The organism is Streptomyces sp. NBC_00425, assembly GCF_036030735.1.
GTDB lineage: Bacteria > Actinomycetota > Actinomycetes > Streptomycetales > Streptomycetaceae > Streptomyces.
The window spans coordinates 1,795,579-1,814,943 of record NZ_CP107928.1; the positions used below are offsets into that span (position 1 = coordinate 1,795,579).

General features: G+C 67.8%; 11 protein-coding genes. 9 read left to right on the plus strand and 2 right to left on the minus strand.

Annotated elements, in window-relative coordinates; genetic code table 11:
- Positions 1–24: 24 nt before the first annotated feature.
- The 7 genes from OHS82_RS07380 to OHS82_RS07410 all read left to right on the plus strand — a co-directional run bounded on the left by OHS82_RS07380 (position 25) and on the right by OHS82_RS07410 (position 16,214).
- On the plus strand, positions 25–2,982 hold the full coding sequence (locus tag OHS82_RS07380) for a helicase-related protein (RefSeq protein ID WP_328433541.1): 2,958 nt from the start codon (positions 25–27) through the stop codon (positions 2,980–2,982).
- Positions 2,982–7,121, plus strand: a complete 4,140-nt coding sequence (locus OHS82_RS07385; protein WP_328433542.1) for an Eco57I restriction-modification methylase domain-containing protein — start codon at positions 2,982–2,984, stop codon at positions 7,119–7,121. The genes OHS82_RS07380 and OHS82_RS07385 overlap by 1 nt, the downstream gene beginning before the upstream one ends.
- Positions 7,118–8,776, plus strand: a complete 1,659-nt coding sequence (locus OHS82_RS07390; protein ID WP_328433543.1) for a hypothetical protein — start codon at positions 7,118–7,120, stop codon at positions 8,774–8,776. Before OHS82_RS07385 ends, OHS82_RS07390 begins: the two co-directional genes overlap by 4 nt.
- A complete protein-coding gene (locus OHS82_RS07395) occupies positions 8,773–9,387 on the plus strand; it encodes a hypothetical protein (RefSeq protein ID WP_328433544.1) in 615 nt (204 codons plus the stop codon). Before OHS82_RS07390 ends, OHS82_RS07395 begins: the two co-directional genes overlap by 4 nt.
- On the plus strand, positions 9,384–11,501 hold the full coding sequence (locus OHS82_RS07400; RefSeq protein ID WP_328433545.1) for an Hsp70 family protein: 2,118 nt from the start codon (positions 9,384–9,386) through the stop codon (positions 11,499–11,501). Before OHS82_RS07395 ends, OHS82_RS07400 begins: the two co-directional genes overlap by 4 nt.
- Before the next feature lie 191 nt (positions 11,502–11,692).
- On the plus strand, positions 11,693–14,476 hold the full coding sequence (locus OHS82_RS07405; protein WP_328433546.1) for a GTPase: 2,784 nt from the start codon (positions 11,693–11,695) through the stop codon (positions 14,474–14,476).
- Positions 14,469–16,214 (plus strand): GTPase, encoded by a 1,746-nt coding sequence (locus tag OHS82_RS07410; protein ID WP_328433547.1) that lies wholly within the window; start codon positions 14,469–14,471, stop codon positions 16,212–16,214. The genes OHS82_RS07405 and OHS82_RS07410 overlap by 8 nt, the downstream gene beginning before the upstream one ends.
- Positions 16,215–16,274: 60 nt before the next feature.
- Here OHS82_RS07410 and OHS82_RS07415 read toward each other — a convergent pair whose 3' ends face one another.
- Both OHS82_RS07415 and OHS82_RS07420 read right to left on the minus strand, forming a co-directional pair.
- On the minus strand, positions 16,275–16,460 hold the full coding sequence (locus OHS82_RS07415) for a DUF397 domain-containing protein (protein ID WP_328433548.1): 186 nt from the start codon (positions 16,458–16,460) through the stop codon (positions 16,275–16,277).
- Positions 16,457–17,308 carry a helix-turn-helix domain-containing protein gene (locus OHS82_RS07420; protein ID WP_328433549.1) on the minus strand — a complete coding sequence of 284 codons (852 nt, stop codon included), beginning with the start codon at positions 17,306–17,308 and terminating at the stop codon, positions 16,457–16,459. Before OHS82_RS07420 ends, OHS82_RS07415 begins: the two co-directional genes overlap by 4 nt.
- Before the next feature lie 167 nt (positions 17,309–17,475).
- Between OHS82_RS07420 and OHS82_RS07425 the strand changes: the two genes are divergently transcribed.
- Together OHS82_RS07425 and OHS82_RS07430 are read left to right on the plus strand one after the other, a co-directional pair.
- Positions 17,476–17,976, plus strand: coding sequence for an ATP-binding protein (locus OHS82_RS07425; RefSeq protein ID WP_328433550.1), 501 nt, complete (start codon positions 17,476–17,478; stop codon positions 17,974–17,976).
- A 78-nt stretch (positions 17,977–18,054) separates the two neighbouring features.
- Entirely contained in the window at positions 18,055–19,350 is a 1,296-nt protein-coding gene (locus OHS82_RS07430) for a hypothetical protein (RefSeq protein WP_328433551.1), read from the plus strand.
- The last annotated feature ends 15 nt before the right edge of the window (positions 19,351–19,365 follow it).

Below are 19,365 nucleotides of genomic sequence, written 5' to 3' on the forward strand. Positions count from 1 at the left end.
CATCCAGAGGACTTGAAGACTCACATGGCACTCACGTACTCCGCCGGTTCCCTGGTGAAGGCCCGCGGCCGCGAATGGGTGGTGCTCCCCGAGAGCAAGCCCGACCTGCTCGTCCTGCGCCCGCTGGGCGGTTCGGACGACGACATCGCCGCCGTGTTCCCCGCGTTCGAGACGGTCGACGAGGCGAAGTTCGCGGCGCCGGAACCGAGCGACCTCGGTGACCAGCGCGCGGCGGGCCTGCTGCGTACGGCACTTCGTGTCGGCTTCCGCTCCGGCGCGGGCCCGTTCCGCTCACTGGCCGGCATCGCGGTGGAGCCGCGCGCCTACCAGCTCGTGCCGCTCCTCATGGCCCTGCGCCAGAAGACGGTCCGGATGCTGATCTCCGACGACGTCGGCATCGGCAAGACGATCGAGGCGGGCCTGGTCGCGAGCGAACTCCTCGCGCAGGGCGAGGCGACGGGCCTGGCCGTGCTCTGCTCCCCCGCGCTCGCCGAGCAGTGGCAGCAGGAGCTGCGCACCAAGTTCGGCATCGACGCTGAGCTGGTGCTGTCCTCGACGGTCTCGCGCCTCGAACGAGGCCTGGACCTGGGCCAGTCCCTCTTCGACAAGTACCCGCACGTGATCGTCTCAACGGACTTCATCAAGTCCCCGCGCCACCGCGACGACTTCGTGCGCCACTGCCCCGACCTGGTGATCGTCGACGAGGCGCACACCTGCGTGGTCGCCGACGACACCTCGACGGCCTCGCAGAACCAGCTCCGCTTCGAACTGCTGCGCCGCGTCGCGGCGGACGAGAACCGGCACCTACTGCTCGTGACGGCGACCCCGCACAGCGGCAAGGAGTCCGCGTTCCGCAACCTCCTGGGCCTCGTCAAGCCCGAACTGGCCGACGTGAGCCTGGATTCGGAGGGGGGCAGGAAGCTTCTCGCCCAGCACTTCGTGGCGCGCAAGCGAGCGGACGTACGCCAGTACCTCACCAAGGAGGACGGTCTCAGCGACGACTCCCTCGCGGAGCGGACGGCGTTCCCCTCGGACCGCTACTTCAAGGACGAGACGTACAAGCTGTCGCCGGAGTACCGGGCCCTGCTCGACGACGCGATCGCGTACGCGAGTGAGCGCGTCGAGCAGGCGGGCAGCCAGGGCAGGCGCGAGGCGCGCATCGCCTGGTGGTCGGCGATCGCGCTGCTCCGCTCCCTGGTGTCGTCCCCGCGCGCCGCCGCGCAGACGCTGCGGACGCGTTCGGCGGCGGCGATCGCCGCGTCGGCGGAGGAGGCCGACAAGCTGGGCGCGCCGCTCAACAGCGACGCGGCCGACAGCGACGCGATGGAGGGCATGGACGTCGCACCGGGCGCGGAGACGACCGAGGACACCGAGGACCCGCGCTCCTACCTCGGCGAACTCGCGGACATCGCGAAGGAGTTGGAAGGCCCCGCCAAGGACCTGAAGCTCAAGGCACTCATCAAGCACCTCAAGGCACTGCTCGCGGACGGCCACAACCCGATCGTGTTCTGCCGCTACATCCCGACGGCCGAGTACCTCGCCGAGCAGCTGGAGAACGACAAGGACTCGGGCAGGCGGAGCCCGCTCGGCGCGAAGACCGTCGTCAAGGCGGTCACCGGCACGCTCTCCCCGCAGCAGCGCCTGGAGCGCATCGAGAAGCTCGCGGAGGAGGCCGGCGAGGACGCCGCCGCCCGCCGCGTCCTGATCGCGACCGACTGCCTGTCCGAGGGCGTGAACCTCCAGCATCACTTCGACGCCGTCGTCCACTACGACCTGGCCTGGAACCCGACCCGCCACGACCAGCGCGAGGGCCGGGTCGACCGCTACGGCCAGCGCAAGGACCAGGTCCGCGTCATCACCCTGTACGGCGACGACAACGGCATCGACGGCAAGGTCCTCGAAGTCCTCATCAAGAAGCACCGCCAGATCAAGAAGGACCTCGGCATCTCCGTCTCCGTCCCCGACGAGCTGTCGACGGGCGTCACGGACGCGATCGTCGAGTGGCTGCTGATGCGCGGCCGCGAGGACCAGGACGCCCTGTTCAGCGCTGACGCCTTCAAGGTGAGCACGGCGAAGCTGGACAGCGACTGGAACTCGGCGGCCGAGCGCGAGAAGGCGTCCCGTTCGCGGTTCGCGCAGCGGTCCGTGCATCCGCAGGAGGTGGCCCGCGAGGTCGCCGCGGTCCGCGAGGCGCTGGGCGGAGCGGGCGAGATCGACACGTTCGTACGGGAGTCGCTGAGCGCCCTGAACGCCGTGCTCCGCGGCGACGGCGACGACTTCACGGCCCAGGTGGGCGGCACGCCCATCGGCCTGCGGGACGCGCTCGCGCCGACGGTCGGCGCGGAGGTGATCGAGAAGGACCGCCCGATCCCGTTCCGCGCGGACCCGGCGGTGGCCAGGGGTGAGGCGGCGCTCGTGCGCACCGATCCCGTCGTTGGGGCCCTCGCGTCCCATGTCCTGAACGCCGCCCTGGACACCCAGGCCGACGGCGCCCGCCCGGCCCGCCGCTGCGGCGTGGTGACGACGGACGCGGTCACCACCATGACCACTCTGCTCCTGGTCCGCTACCGCTTCCACCTCACGCTGCCCTCCCGCAGCGGCGAGAAGCAGCTGGTCGCGGAGGACGCCCGGCTGGTCGCCTTCGAAGGCTCGGCCAGGAAGGCGGAGTGGCTGCCGCCGGAGCGGGCGCGGGACCTGCTCGACGCGACGGCGTCCGAGAGCACGGACCGCCACTACGCCGAGCGCACGATGACGCGTCTGCTCACCCAACTCCCCGACGTATACAGCTATCTGGAGACGTACGGCGAGGAGCTGGCCGCCGAGCTGGACGCCTCGCACCGCCGGGTGCGCCAGGCGTCCGGCGAGATCGTCCGAGGCCTGTCCGTCACCGTGCAGAAGCCCGCCGACGTCCTCGGCGCGTACGTGTACCTGCCCGCCGCCCCCGCCGCAGCCCCGGCCGTTGCTTCTGGAGTGTCCGCCTGATGTCCGCCACCACCCGCCACCAGGTGTTCACCGCCGTCCACACGGTCGGGGGGCTGCTGCCCGCCGACATGCTGGTACGGATCTCCGAGGGCAAGGCCACCAAGGACCTCCGGGGTCTCGCCCCCGCCGACTACCGCATCCCCGGCTCCCGTTCGGTGCGCGACGAGGCCGAGCGCCACTGGGACAACCTCAAATCGCTCTGGCGCGAGCTGCGGGAGAAGCTGCCCGCCGAGCCCGAGGCGTCCGTCCGCCCGGACAGCACCGGTTACGCCCGCACCAACTGGGTGATGCCTTTCTTCGAGGCGCTGGGCTTCGGGCACCTGTCCCCGGTCGGCGCCGACGGCATCGTTTCCGAGGACGGCACAAAGACGTTCGCGGTGAGCCATCGCCGGGACAACACGCTCGTCCACGTGACGTCCTGGAGCGTCAGGCTCGACAAGCACCAGGGCGCCGGCTCCCCCGCTCCACAGTCGCTTCTCCAGGAAGCCCTCAACCGCACCGAACCGCACCTGTGGGCGCTGCTCACCAACGGCCGCCAGCTCCGTCTGCTGCGCGACTCGAACGCGCTCGCCACCGCCGCGTACGTCGAGTTCGACCTCGAAGCGATCTTCGACGGCGAACTGTTCAGCGAGTTCGTCGTCCTGTACCGGCTCCTGCACGCCTCCCGCTTCGAGGGCCGTGACGGCGGCACGCAGTGGACCTGTTGGCTGGAGGTGTGGCGGGACGCCGCGATCCGTCTCGGTGCGCGCTTCCTGGACGACATCAGCGAGGGCGTTCGGCTCGCGATCACGGAACTGGGCACGGGCTTCCTCAAGCACCCGGCAAACGGCACGCTGCGCGAGAACTTCGACCGCCACACGTACCACGCGGCCCTGTTGCGCCTGGTCTACCGCCTGCTGTTCGTCTTCGTCGCCGAGGACCGCGACGCGCTGCACCCGCCGGAGACGCCGGCCAAGGCCCGCAAGCGGTACGCCAACTACTTCTCCACGGCCCGGCTGCGCGAGCAGTCCCGGCGTCGCCAGGGCACCTCCCACTCCGACCGGTACGAGGCACTGCGTCTGATCCTCGACGCCCTCGGCAAGGAGGGGGGCCTCCCTGAACTGGGTCTGCCGGGCCTCGGCGGTCTCTTCGACGACGACCCGGCCGACGCCCCGCTGCGCGGGCTGTCCCTCGCCAACGTGCACCTGATGGCCGCCGTACGCCACCTCGCCGTCGTCCGCGACACGGAGGCGCAACGCTGGCGGACCGTCGACTACCGCACCCTGGACGCCGAGGAACTGGGATCGATCTACGAGTCCCTCCTCGACCTCGTGCCCGAGCCGAACGCCGACCGCACCTTCGAGCTGGTGCCCCGCGCGGGCAACGAGCGCAAGAAGACCGGCTCGTACTACACGCCGAGTTCCCTGGTCGACGTCTTGCTCGACTCAACCCTGGACCCGGTGATAGACGCGGCGCAGGAGCGGGGCGAGAGCAAGGTCGCCGAGGCGAAGCAGACGGACCCGGAGGCCCGGGAGACGGTGGCCTCCGAGCTGCTGTCCCTGACCGTCTGCGACCCGGCCTGCGGCTCGGGGCACTTCCTGGTCGCCGCCGCACGGCGCATCGCCAAGCGGGTGGCGGCGGTACGGGAGCAGAACCCCGAGCCGCCGGTCGAGCGCGTCCGGGAGGCGCTGCACGAGGTCATCGCCCGGTGTGTGTACGGGGTGGACTTGAACCCAACGGCGGTTGAGCTGGCCAAGGTCTCGTTGTGGATGGAGGCACTGGAGCCCGGTAAGGCCCTGGGCTTCCTCGACGCGCACGTCAAGCTCGGGAACGGGCTGATCGGGGCGACGCCCTCGCTGCTGCGGGGTGGCATTCCGGACGCGGCGTTCAAGGTCGTCGAGGGTGATGACGCGTCGGTGGCCAGGGAGTGGCTCAGGCGCAACAAGGACGAGCACAAGGGCATCGTCACGCTGGACGCCGAGATGGAGGAGACGGTCAGCGTCACCAACACGGCGTTCGGGTCTGAGCTGCGTGACCTCCTGGACAACTCCCCCACGGACGGACTCGGCCAGGTCCGCAAGCTCGCCGAGCGCTACCACAAGTGGGCCGAATCCCCCGCCTACCTCAACGCCCTCCACATCGCCGACGCCTGGTGCGCCGCGTTCATGTGGGAGCAGACGGAGGCCGCGCCGGCACCCGTGACGCAGCGCGTCTTCCTGTCGCTCCAGTCGTCCGACGGCAAAGGTGCGCTACCCGAGACACACCAGGAGATCGTCCGACTCAGCCAGGAATACCGGTTCTTCCACTGGTACCTGGAGTTTCCCGAGGTCTTCAGTGTGCCTGCCAGCCCTTCGGCGCTGGAGGTTGATCCGGTGACGGGTTGGGCTGGTGGCTTCGACTGTGTGTTGGGGAATCCGCCGTGGGATCGGGTCGACTTTAAGGACCAAGAGTACTTCAGCGTAGTTGAGCCATCTATCGCGGAGATCTCCGGTACAGCGCGGCGCACGGCCATTGCCGAGTGGGCTGCAAAGCATCCCGAGGAGGGGGCCCACTACTACGCGGAACGGCGCAAGGTGAAGTCATCGTTCTTGTTCCTGGGGTCTTCGGGAGCGTACCCACTGCTCCGCAAGGGACTCTCCGTTAAGGGCGTTAACTCACTCCAAACGGACCAGCTCTTCACTGAACGGTTCGTTTCGATCATCTCACCCAAGGGACGCTGCGGCACTATCGTCCCCACACAGATTGCCACTGGAGCCAGCGCCCAGTTCCTCTTCCAAGAGTTGACGCAGCAAGGTTCCGTAACGCACTTGTACGATTTTGAGAACGGCAAACGAGAAAAGCTGTTCCCTGCAGTTCACGCCAGCTATCAGTTTGCGCTGATCTCGCTAACGGGCCGCGAACTGTCAGAGCCCGCCGCAAGATTTGCGTTCTTCCTGGGTCACCCTGAGGAGCTCGCCGACGGCAAGACGGTTTTCGCTCTCTCCCCCGAGGAGATCGCCCTCATCAACCCAAACACGGGAACCTTGCCGGTATTTCGGACGCGCAGGAACGCCGACCTTACCGCCGCGATTCAGCGTCGCTTCCCGGTACTGGTTACAGAGGGCCGCATGGACGGCAACCCATGGCAGATCACCTTCAAGCACCTCTTCAACTTGACCGATGACTCTGATCTATTCCGTGACCGGTCCGGGCTAGAGGCGGAGGGATGGGAACTTCAGGGCAACATTTTCATGCAAGAGGGGGAGCGAATGCTGCCACTGTACGACGCGAAGATGGCACACCTCTTCGACCATCGCTGGAACCGCTACTACGACCTTGGTAACGACGACTACGAGCATGTTCCCCTGGAAGACAAGGAGAACGCGTACGGTGTGGCACAGCCGCGGCAGTGGATCAAGGAAAGTGGACGAATCCCAACTGTACGCAAGGGCAAGGAAATCACCATTGCCGGCGTGGACCTGCGCTTGGCGGAGCTGGAGTGGGAACGGGACTGGCTACTTGGCTGGCGTGATGTTGCCCGCACAACTGATGAGCGCACGGCGATTCCAGCATTCTTGCCGAAGGTGGCAGTGGGGAACAGCTTCCCACTGATGCTTCCCGGCACCCCGGCCGAACTGACAGCTGCCTTGGCCGCCGCACAGAGCTCCCTGGTCTTCGACTTCGTGGCCCGCCAGAAGGTCGGCGGCATCCACTTGGGCCTGATGACATGGAAGCAGCTTCCCGTTCCCCACCCCGCCGACCTGTCCCCCCACACGACCTTCCTCAACCCTCGCACCCTCGAACTCGTCTATACCGCTTGGGACATGCAGCCATTGGCCGAAGACCTCGGCGACCCTGGCGCCCCCTTCACCTGGAATGAGGACCGCCGCGCCCAACTCCGCGCCGAACTGGACGCCTACTTCCTCCACCTCTACGGAGTCTCCGCCGAAGACGCCGACTACATCCTGGAGTCCTTCCAGACCGACAACGGCGGCCTCAAGCACAACGAGATCGCCAAGTACGGCGAGTACCGCACCAAGCACCTGGTCCTCGCCGAGTACGACCGCATGGCCGCCGCCGGCCTCACCCTAGAGACCCCGCTCATCGACGGCGAGAACTACACCTCCACTCTCACCCCGCCCCCCGGCCACGGCCCCCGGCACGAAGGAGCCGGGGAGTGACGAGTCCGCCGCTGGCCGACGGGGCGGGGCAGCCGGCCTCTGGAGCGCGGGCCGAGGCGGTCGCACGGGAGCGAGAGCGGCTGAGGGCGCTCAGGGAGCGCCGCGACGCTCAGAGTGCGGACGCGGGGGTCGACGGGTTCACCGTACGCAGGTGGCGGAAGGTGGGGGTGTTCGGAGCCCAGGCGGTACTGCAGGCCCACGCTCTACTCCAACAACTCGCATCCCTCACACCGGACGCGACGCACGACGCCCTGGCCGACGCCCTGCGCGACGAACCCGACGACCGGCTGCTGCCTGCGGTGCGGACCGTCCTCGAACAAGCCGACCCGGCCACGGTCGCCGCGACGCTTACGGCGGTCCACGCGGGCGGCCTCCTATGGCTGACCGAGGTCGGGGAGCAACGGCTCACCGCCCTGACAGCGGGCGACGATACGACCGCCGCATCCGGGAGTGAGGACCCCTCCGGGGCCCTCACTCTCCTCTCGGCGCTCGGGACGGATGGTACGGTCACCTTCCCGCCTCGCATGCTGCCGCGTGTGCTGCCCTGGATACCGCTGAGCGTCCTCGATGACCTCATTGACGCCGGAGCGGTCGGCCCCGAGCATCAGCCCTGGCAGTACCGGGCCGATGAGCCGGAGCACGCGTACCTCAAAGCCCGGCTGGTTCCCGATCAGGTATCCGCCGAGCAGGCAGCCGCGCTGGAGTGGAGGGCCCGGCAGCGGCGGAACGCGTTCCTCGCCGGGGGTGAGCCGCTGCCCTCGGTCGGCGACGTCTACGACCTCTTGGAGCGAGTTGCCGACGGCGACGCTTCGGTGGTGAAGGAGCTTGAGAGGGAGCTGCCCCGCGATCTGGTGCTCCGGCTGCGCCGGCTCCTGGACGGGGTAGCTGTCGGCAACTGGGACCGGGACATATGGGAAGACAGAGGCTTGTGGCGGCTCATTTTCTCTCTGTGGGAGCCCAAGGCAGCCGTCAACCCCACGCGGTCACCCATCCACGCGCTCATGGCCCTGCGTCAGGCCTACGACCTGCTGTGCCTGAACGACCTCGCCCATGCGTCGTCCCAGATAGACAAGCTGGTGTCGTTCGAGACCGCTGACCCGGCCTACCGGGCCGAGGCCCTCAACTTCCATGCGTACACGCTGCTGCTCCGGGAGGAACTGGACGCGGCGGCCGCCGCCCTTAAGGGGATCAGTGGATCGCGCGAGCTAGCCGAGTCCAACCTTCGCATGGTCGAGCAGCGTCGGGCGGTTCCCCGTAATGACAGACCGGCAGCGTCCAACCCCTACCTGGACCTCGGGCTGCCGCACGGTGCACCGAGCTGGGAGACCCGGTACCGGGACCTCCGCCGGGAGCATGTGCACGACGTGGACATGAGCGCGCGGCTCAACAGCGCGATGAAACGCATCAGAGACGCCGAACGCGACGAGGACTTGTCCGGGTTCTTCGTGCTACCGCTCGACGCGGATGTGTTCGAGCTTCCGGACGAGGTGCCGGTCACGCTGGTCCCGCCCTTGGCCCCGCTGACCAGGCGAACGATCCCTCACTCTCCCGAAGGCCTCGGGCTCGTGCGGCAGCGAGCGGTGGCGGATCTGCTGCCCCACCTGCTCAGCACCCCCCGGCGCCCCGATCGCAACGCAAGGAAGCACACACAGTGAAAAAGGTGCCCCGCAGCCAGCGGAAGACCACAGCGGCCCCCAAGCGGGTTACCCCCAAGGGGAACAACGGCCTCAAACATCGTCGGGAGAAGCAGCGCGCGGCGGCCGATGTCCCCAAGGACTCCCCTCGCATCTACCGTCCCGAGGAGCTACTCAGCCCTCACATGCTGCTCTCCCGTTTCGCCGAGCGGGCGACCGACCTCCTGACCGCTGTCCCGGAAGAGGAGCGACCCACACAGGCCGCTGTGACCGCTGCCTTGCGCCAAGCCGTTCTGGAGGCGTTCCGCTCTCGGGAGGAGTACGTGGCCCGGATGGTCGAGGTCGATCTGCTCGCCGGCGCGCCCAACCAGAGTGCCAGTTCGCTTCGGAAGGGCATTCGGACCGCCTTGCTGGACCAAGGCGTGCGGTGCGTGGACTCACCCGACAGCGAAAGCGAGCTCTTCGTCGTGGTGGAAGGCGCTGGTGAGGCGTTCGAGGTGCTGCGCCCGGCCTACGTGGACCAGGCCACCGGCAAGCTGGTGCTCTCCGGACAACTGCGCCGCCTGCCCGGGCCCGACGGAGGAGACAACTCTGCCGGGGACGACGATGCGACGAACGGGGAGGGCATGTGACCGCCACCGGGATCGATTTCGGCACCACCAACTCCGTGGTGGCCCAGTGGCTGGGCAACGAAGCCGACGTACTGCTGCTGGACGCCCACCACATTGACGCCGACTGGCGCCATCCCGGCTTCGAGTACCTCTTCCCGTCGGTGGTGGGCATGAGTTCGCTGCGTCGGGGGGCACTGTTCGGCTGGGAGGCCAAGCTCCGCTCCGAGGAGGCGGCCGAGGCCTGCAAGCGACTCCTCAAGAGCGACGAGTACGTCACGATCCACGGGCGCAGGTTCGCGGCCACGACGGTGGCTGCCGGCGTCTTCCAGGCCATGCGGAAGGGTGCGGAGCACAACCTCACCGCCATCGAGCAGGCCGTGATCACCGTGCCCGCCAACGCCACAGGTGCCGCGCGCTATCGCACGCGCGCCGCCGCGCAGTTCGCGGGCATCAACGTCCTGGCGCTGCTCAACGAGCCGACGGCCGCCGCGATCTCATACGCGCACGATCTACGACATGACCTACATGAGCTACGGAAGGATCCCACCATTCTGGTCTTCGACTGGGGTGGCGGCACGATCGACGTCACCGTGCTCGATTACCAGGACGGGTTCTTCGAAGAGCTTGCGTCACGGGGTGTGACCGAGCTGGGCGGACTGGAGATCGACCGCCGTCTGCGTGACCTTGTCCTCGAACGGGCTCCGGCGCGATCGGCGTGGACGCCTGCGCAGGAGCGGCAGTTCGGGCTGGACGTGGAGCGCAGCAAGATCCGCCTGTCCACCGAGGGCTCCGTCACCGTCAGGACTCCGGACGGTGACACCGTCGAGGTGTGGCAGGAGGAGCTGGAGGACGCCATCACTGACCTCGTGGACCGCGCTCTCGCACCGGTCCAGCAGTGCCTCACCGACCTGCACATGGCGCCTCTGGACGTTGACGCGGTGCTGATGATCGGCGGCACGAGCCAGATCCCGAGCGTCCGGGCGGCGGTCGCCGAAGTCATGCAGCAGCAGCCCGTCGAGGTCGACCTGTGCGATCCCATGACGGCGGTTGCCCGCGGCGCCTCCCTCGCGGCAGCTGTGCTGTCGGGGGAGGCTGACGGCGTAATCCAAGTGGCGACGAGCCATGCCCTGGGTACGGTCGTCACAGACCACACCGGCCAGCGAAGGTTCAGCCAGATCATTCCCCGCAACTCACCACTGCCGTGGAAAGAGCGCAAGAGCTACACGCCGCGCCGGGACAATGCCCGCAGTCTCGCCGTGGAGATCTGGGAGGGTGACCCGGAGCGGCCCCTGGATCACCCCGACAATGTGCAGTTGACAGACCTCCGGCTCACCTATCGGGACCCTCGGGCTCGTGAGGACTCCCGATTCCTGTTGGAGTACACGTACGACACGAACGGGCTTCTGCACGTCAAGGCGACCCTTGAACGTACTGGCGAGGAAGTGCTGAACGAGGACATCAAGAGTTTCAGCTCTGGGGGCCCGACGCCGGCAGTACGCAAGGAACTTGAGGATCTGCTCGCTGGCAACGTGGTCACCAGGCCGCTGCCGACACAGGTACGGAAGCGAGCCACGGGTTCAGCGCCTGCGGCGCTCGTAGTAGACGGTTCTAACCTGGCGTGGATCGGCAGGTCGCCGCGGCAACCTGGTGTTTACGGCAGCGACGACCGACCGTCCTACGCCCAACTGCTGGCCGCGCGCGACGCCCTGACATCGCGCTATCCCGACGCCGTGCTCCACGTCGTCGTCGACGCCACTTTCAGGCACAAGGTCGCGGAGGAAGAACGCGTGACGGTGGATTCGGCGCTCAGCAAGGGCGAGCTCATCCAGCCTCCGGCCGGAACCGAGGGCAAGGGCGATGCGCTTGTCACAGCAATCGCGGAGGACACCGGCGGAACCGTCGTCACCAACGACAACTATGCCGAGTTGCAGAACAGATATCCCTGGTTGCGGGACAAGGAACGAGTGCTCGGAGTCACCTTGTCGCGCGGTAGATGGGTTTTCACACCACGCACCTGCGTGCCGCCTCGCCACCGGATCGTACGAGCGGAGGTGCCTCAGCAGTCGCGGGCCTTGATTCCCCCGAGCCCCGGCCCACTCCCCGAGTTCCGGTACCACCGCCCCCACGAGGAGTAGTGGTGAATGGCACGGCAGTGAATGACACGGCGAGTCTCAGAGCCGAGGTGTTGGCCCTCCTTCTGGAGCCATTGGGTGTCGACGCCATGGCCGGGTCGGCCTCACTCGAGAGCCTCGCCAAGAACGTGGCGGTGGTCGCCCAAGCGTGTGGGTGTGCCGGTCTGCCACCGTCCGGGAGCACTCTTCGGTGGGTGTCCGAAGCCGCGGCGGCGCGCGTCGAGGAACAGGAACTGGTCCGCCTGGCATCGGATCGAGGCCGGGCTCTTGCACCGGACGAGGCCAGAGTCCTCCTGGAGTTGATGCGGCTCGAAGGAGTACGGTCTCATCTCCAGGCACTTGAGGGTGTGCCGGTGGAAGCGCTTCGAGTGGGCCTCGCGGCTGTATCGATCGCGGAACGGCTATTGCCTGGAGTCCTTGAGCCGTGTCGTCGGGCGGATCAGGAATGGCCCAAGGAGATCTGGCGGTCGGTCCGTGAGATCGACATCGAACGCGTGCTGACTGACCTGAGCCGTCGCCGAAGGACCCGGCAGGCGGCAGACGCGCGTGAGCTCGTGCTCAGGCACAGCGTCTCGGCGGCTCGGGATCTGCGGAACCGCGATCTGGTGACGCGGCTTGAGAAAGTGCGGGACTTCGTCGCCGCGGAGCAGTCGTACGAAGCGGTCCTGTCCGTGCGACCGGGGTGGTGGCGCTGGCTCGCGCCGGACTCGCGGTTCGGGTTCAGATCGGATCGGCTTGCCGCCCTGCTCTGGGCACTCGAGGCTCGGGACACCGGTGCCGTTTCGGGCAGCACTCTGCAAATGCTCGCGGACGACAGCGCGCGGGCAGTGATCGAGTATGGGCTCGCGACGGCGCTCGTGAGCACGGCCGCTTCTCCGGCCCCGCCTGCCATGACTTCGGCCGCACGGCTCGTGGCGGGCCTGTCGGCGGTCGCCTCTCGGACCGGCATCAGCGAGCTGCGAGCTCTTGAGTCCTGGTACACGAAAAACATCCAGTTGTTCGACCGCGTGGCAGCGGCCATGGACGTGCGGCGAACCGAACCGGATCTCCGCGAGGCCCTTGAATCACTGGTCGGCGAGCTCGCGCTTCCGTCCGGTGCGGTGGACGCGAGTCGCTCGGCCTACCGCGATATCCAGTCCACCCTGCGGGCCGAGGTCGAGGCACATCTTCAGCGAACGTCGTACTCCGCGCACGCAATCGAGAGCGATGATCTCGTCGGAGCCATCAGCCACATCGGGGCACTCGAACGCGAGCTGCGCGATGCCGTACATGCCATGCCCGCGGCGAGAGGCAGACTGCTGGTGGCCGTCGCCGGAAGAACGAAGTCCGGTAAGACCACGCTCCGCAAGGCCCTGACCCGCGATGCGGACCGATCCGGAATCGGGCGAGGGGCGCACCGCACCACACGGAAGACCTCCGCGTTCGACATCGGCTCCGTGACCTACCTCGACACGCCTGGCGTCGCCGCGAAGGACGACGACCTCGACTCCCAACATGCTCGGGCCGCCTGCGACATCGCCGACGCCGTGATCTGGAACTACGCCGATACGCTTCGCGATGAAGAGTCCGCCGAACTCCAGCGACTCCTCCTCTCCGGGAAGCCCCTGCTCGCTGTCGTCAACGTGAAGGAACGAGTCGACACACCGGCCCGTCTTCAACTCTTCGCCCAGCGCCCGGAGAGGGCGTTCGCGTCGACGTCGGGTCACACCGTCCGGATCGAGCAGGTCTCCAGAGCGGTCGGAGTCGCACCGCCCGTCGTCCTCGCGGTCCACTCCGGTGCCGCACACGAAGCCTTGTCCACGGGAGATCGCGAGCTGGGAGACAGGGCCCTTCGGGCGAGCAGGTTGCCCGAGCTGGAGCAGTCTCTCGCCCAGCTCCTGACCGAGCGCGCCATTCCGCTACGTGCCGTTCGGCTGGCCGAAGGTGTACGGACCCCGCTCGCCGCGTTCCACGACCGGGCGGTCGAGGTACTCCCTCAGATCGTTCTCGCGCTCGACGAACTCGAACGCTCAGCGCCGAGTGAACGGGGCGCATTGCTCGAAGCCTTCCGGATCGCGGGCCACAACACGCGCGACCGACTCGAAGCCGAGCGTCACCGTGCTCAAGAGCGATTGCCGGATGTGGTCCGCGACCTGGGCGGCGTGGATCACGCACAGCGGTGGGGCGACTTCATCACCGGGCTGGAGTTGGAGGGACTCTTCTCCAGTCTCGAGAACGAGTTCGAGCAGGAGACGCGGAAGCGGGGGAGGGTTCTGCGCGCGCGGGCGAGCCCTCAGGCGCGTCAGGACGACGCGAGCCCGCGTGTACGACCGCGCCCCGACGTGAAGGTCGTGAGCCTGGGCTCGGCAGCTGCGGCTGCCAAAGGAGCGGCGACAACCCTCCTGGGCTCCTTTGCCGCCAAGGGGATCCCCAAGAAGTTCGCGGTCCCTCCTCCCGCGGCAGCTGCGGTCTACGTGGCGGAGACCCTGGCCGGAGCGGCGAAAGCTGTGAGCGGTGAGGTTGACCGCGCGCGGCAGGCGAAGGACAAGTGGACCAGCGCAACCACGGCCGCGGCCGCTGCCAGCCTCGATGAGCTGTTCGACGGGGTCGAAGCGCAGTTGGCTCGAATCGTCGATGACGCGACAGCTCAAGTCGCGGCCCAGTCCGAAGCGCAGTCCGCGGATATCAGCAGCACGCGAGCGCGGTTCGAGCAACTCATTCTGCTGCGGTCGGCCGTGCGGTCCGCCCTCGATGCGATCGACCTCGTCCTGGTGCGCCGGCTTCAGACCCTCGCGGGCGGGGACCCGGCGGCGATCCGCCTGGCACGCCGAACGCCGGGAGTCGAACTTCGCGTCTGGACCGACGCGTCCCGAGTCCTGGAAGTGCAGGCGTGCCTACAGGACCAATTCGTGGATGTCCTCACCGAGCGGATGGAGATCTGCGCGGATTCCGGGAGCGTCGGCACCCGCGGAGCAAGCGAAGGAAACGCAGATGACTGACGGCAATCCGGTTGACGCGTTGGAGAGCGACGGGGGTCTGAACGCCCGCGTACCCGCGCTGATCGCACGGGCTGAGAGTGCTCTCAACGCTCACCCTCGCACTCGGGGCCTGACAGCGAGCCTGCCCCATGCGGACACGAGCCCGCTCCGGATCGGGCTCCTGGGCCCTTACAGCGCCGGGAAGTCGATGCTCATCGCGGCACTGCGCCGGCTCCCGTCGTCCGATGTCGAGGAACTCGTCGACGCCGCGCCCAAGACGCACAAGGCGACGCCGCACCCTTGGAACGGCGTGACGCTGATCGACCTTCCCGGGACGCTGTCGGGCAACGACGAGCATTCCGATGCCGCGCGGCGTGGTGTGCGTGGTGCGGACGCACTGATGATCGTGACAACCAGCGAACTACCGGGCGAGGCGGAGACCAGGGCGATCCTGCGAGCGCTCGATGTCGACGGATTCGCTGACCGAAGTGTGGTTGTCGTCAACAAGATGAACGCCGAGAACAGTGATCGCGGCGTCATCCTCGACGAGATCCGCAAGCGACTCGGTCCCTTCGCCGACCGTGTCCCGATCGTCCCGACCGACGCACGCGACTACGTCGACGCGATCAATGACCCCGAACTCTCTGCCTCCCAGCGTGACTTGCTCCTCGCGGAGAGCGGTATCGACGCTCTTACGGCCGAGTTGTGGAGAGTCATCGCACCCGGTGTCAGCGGTGTCCGGCCCAAGGCGCAGGCATTCGAACTCCTCCGGGTTCTGGCGGACGCCGAACAGAAGTGGGTACTGGACGGCGACGAACTCAGCGCCGCGGAGACCACGAGGAAGGTCGAGGACACGATCTCCCGGGCGAAGGAGCGTGTGCTGAGCACCCTGGAGCGGGAGTGCGATGTCGTCGCTTCCAAGATCAGAAAGGCGGGAGGCAGAACCGCTGCCAGCGTCTCGGAGAAGGATGGCGTCGTCCCCGTCGACGTCGCTCGTGCCGTCACCGAGGAACTGGTGTTCGCGAGCAACGACTTCGACACCACGTTCTCCTCGTCGATGAGGGCAGCTTTCGACGCTCTGGTCGCCGAGTACGGAACCGGTGTGCCTGAGCCTGACGCCTGGGCGAACGACCTCGACTCACCCGAGGCGACGATCGACACCTCCCCGGATGGCGCGTCGCCGTTGGAACGCGCAGTCAGAGAAGCGGCGGAGAAGGCCGCGAAGGCGGGCGCCAGAAAGTTGCACGAGTGGATCGGTAAGGTCGCAGCCGGCAGTAGCGAGTCGGGGAACGCGGCCGCCGACATGGCGAAGTGGCTCAACAAGAGCCGAGTGGGCCAGAAGGTGCTCGACGCCAGCGGGAAGATCACCAACGGCGTGGGCAAGTTCAAGCCGTGGGGCAAGGTCAAGGCGGCCAACAAGGTCGCCAGTACGGCCGGCAAGGTGCAGTTGGCACTGGCGGTCATGGGACCGTTGATGGACTTGAAGAGCGTCGCGCAGGACCAGGGCAAGTGGATCGCGATCAACAAGCACCGGAAGATGATCAGGGATCACTTCGACGATGAGGCACGCAGACTACGGGCCACTCTTACTGACTCTGGTGAGCAGCACCTGAGTCAGTGGATCGCTGAGGTGGAACAGTCGCTCAGCGGTCTCACGAAGCAGGGTGCGGAGATCAGCGCTGAGCGTGAAACAGCGTTGCAGGAAATCAAGAGCCTCCGCGACGAGGCCGAGAAGCTTGTCAGGCCTGCCGCAGACTGACCGGGCGGGCCGGCGTCCCGGCGGTGAACGTCATCACTCGACCGCCGGGACGACGACGGCTCAGGCCCCCGCCGCGAACCCCACGAACCGCGACCACTCCTCACGCCCGACGGCGAAGTGCGGGCGAGTCACGTCCTTGGAGTCCCTGACGCAGATGGCCTGTTCGGTGACGGCGACCTCCACGCAACTGTCGCCCTGGGTGCCGCTGTAACTGGACTTGAACCAGGCGAGTTCCGTCGTGCTCATAGCTCTCCTCGCAGTCGCTCCAGCAGACCCCGCGAGTCTTTGGGGTTGAGGGCCTGCGAGCGCAGTGTGTCATAGCACTGGTAGAGGAGGCTCACCTCTTTCGCGTCGCTGATCAGGCGACCGTTCTGCTGCCCTTCGGAGTACGCGAGCCTCCTCCGCTCAGGGGTCTCCAACAGCTGTACGGGACCATCCAGGCACGCATGGAACTCGGCATCCAGGGGCATGACTTGCAGCGTCACGTTCCTCGGCGCAGTCAGCTCCAGAACATGGTCCAGCAGCCCCCGCGTCACCTCACGCCCACCAAGCCGTCGCCGGAACAGGTGCTCCTCGACGATGAAGCTGAACGGCACGTTCGGCCGCTCGCGCAGCATCTTCTGCCGCTCCATGCGCGCCACGACCTGGGCCTCCAACTGCTCATCCGACAGCGGCGGGATACTGTTGTCGAACACCGCCCGCGCATACCCCTCCGACTGCAACAACCCCGGCACCAGCCGACACTCATACGTACACAGGCTCACCGCCACCTTCTCCAGCCGAGCCCACCGCCGGAACCAAGCCGCCAGCCCCGCCTCGCCCCGCGTCAGGTGCCCGGCCGCCTTCCGCAGCGCGCCCGTGTTGCCCAGGGCCTCCTCCGCCCGCTCCACGAACGACTCGTCGGGCATTCGCCGCCCCAACTCCACCGATTCCACCGTGTGTTTGGAGAACCGCACCCGCGCCCCGAAGTCCACCCGACTGAGCCCCGCGTGCTCGCGCAGGGCCTGGACGACCGCACCGAACGTCCGCAGACTGTCGGAGGGGTCGGGCTCGCGCTCCCAGTCGCACGCCGTCATGTCACTGCTGTCCGTCATACGCGGCCACCTCCAGATGCGTACGTCCTCTGCGATTTCTCCGCGATCGACAACACCCAGAGTGACGGCAAGATCCCCGTACCGTCCACAGAACGTGCCCGTACGCTGACGCAGCGTACGGGCCGCGCTACTGGAACGCACCCCCGCACGCCCGTCACGGTTGTCCCATGCACGCCTCTACGCCCCAATCCTGCGCTACCGTACGCACGTTCGCGCAGCGGCTCTCCTCCACCCGCCGCGGCGCTCGTCTCGCCCGACTGCTGGCCGTGGAACGGCTGACCGCCTGGGAGACGTCACCCCACGTCATCGAGCGGGCCGAACACGTCGTCGCGGAACTGGCGGCGAACGCGGCGCTGCACGGCCGCGTCCAGGGGCGCGACTTCCTGCTGGCGCTGACGCTGGACGAGGCGGCCGGCACCCTGCGCATCGCCGTGAGCGACACTCGGGGCGAGTGTCGCCCCGCCGTGCCCTCGGAGCGGGGCCCGCACGACGAGTCGGGCCGCGGACTGCTCCTGGTCGACACCCTGGCCGACCGGTGGGGCACGGAGCCCCGTCCGCCCTCCGGCAAGACCGTCTGGGCGGAGATCGGCCGGCACGGCGAGGGGGGCCGAAGGCGGTTTCCGGTCAATCCGGCAGCCAATGCCGTTGAGGACGGCCAAACGCTTTGAGTGACGGCATCCGGTCGACCTACGCTCCGTCGACGGATCACGGCATCCCCAGCCACGCCGCGCCGCTACTCAACAGGAGTGTGTCCCTTGCCCTTTCCGCCCGGTGACATGGTCGCCGCCTTTGGCAGACACCTGCACTTCAAGAGCCTGGAACAGGCTCTGTGCGAACGTCATCCCGAGCTGGCCGACCGGGTGCACTTCGACGACGTGAACCGCCTGATGCATCTGAAGGTCACGCTGTCCGGACGGCGCTCGGTCGTCCTGGCCCAGGTGCGCATGGGGCACACCATCGTCTGGACGGTGATGGATCCGGTACTGAACAGTGAGCCGTCCGTCTGGCCGCTGGACACGCCCGACGAGGCACTCGTCGACACCCTGCATGCCGTGGCGTCGGCACACCTCACGGACGTACCGGTTCCCTCGCCGTGGCGCTGGAACGAGAGCGAGCCGTCCGACATGACCGAGCTGGCCGACCTCCTGGACGCACAGGGTGTCCGAGTGAGGCGCGTGGCGGCAGGGAACGGCTACTTCCCGTACGGCCCCCGCCACTCGCCGAAACTCGACATCGTGGGCGGACGCGACGGCAGCTTCGTCGAGGCCGAGTTCCCCGACGCGTTCGTGCGTGTCTCGCTCAAGCCCGCCCTCGGCTGGCTGGTGGATGCGTACCTCGCTGAATGCGGAGCGTGGGGCCGGGTCGATCTGGCCTGGAACCTGTGGCGCGGCACGCGGGCCGCGCCAGGGGTACCCCGTGCGGATGCGTCGGTGGCGGACATCGCCGACGTGCTCGGCAGGGGCCTGAAGGCCTGGGACGTGGAGGTGTCGTGCGAGCCGCCCGGTCACGGGGAACCGGCTCCCGCCGGGCACCGGTCCGAGTGGCAGGAGTCCCTCTTGGCAGAAGATGCCGCTCCGCCCGAGTGGCTTGGGGACGTCGGCCTCGATCTCGGTCAGCTCGACGAGGAGGCCGAGCCGATGGCCTCGCAACGGGCGCCCAGCCCCCGGCACATCACCGACACGGTTCTCGAGCAGCTGAGGGAATTCGGGTTCGGGGACCTCGAAGAGGGGGACGCCGAACAGCCCATCCGGTCCGACGCGTTCCACATCGAGTGGCACAACCGGGCCAAGAGCCTGTCCACTTCCGAGGTTCAGCGACTGAATGGCCTAGCCGCAGCGGCCGGTGAGGACGCTCCCAAGCGGCTCATCGTGATCACGACAGCCGGTATCAGCCGCCCGGCAGCGGCCTTCGCCGACACCGCCAAGGCGTTCGTCTTCTTCGTCGACCGCACAGTGGACACGCTGATGGGACTGAACTCACGTGCCCGGGAGGCCCTCTTGCCCCACACGAACCCGGCCGAGCGAGGGCTGGAGCCCTGGTAGCCGTTCTGCCCGCGA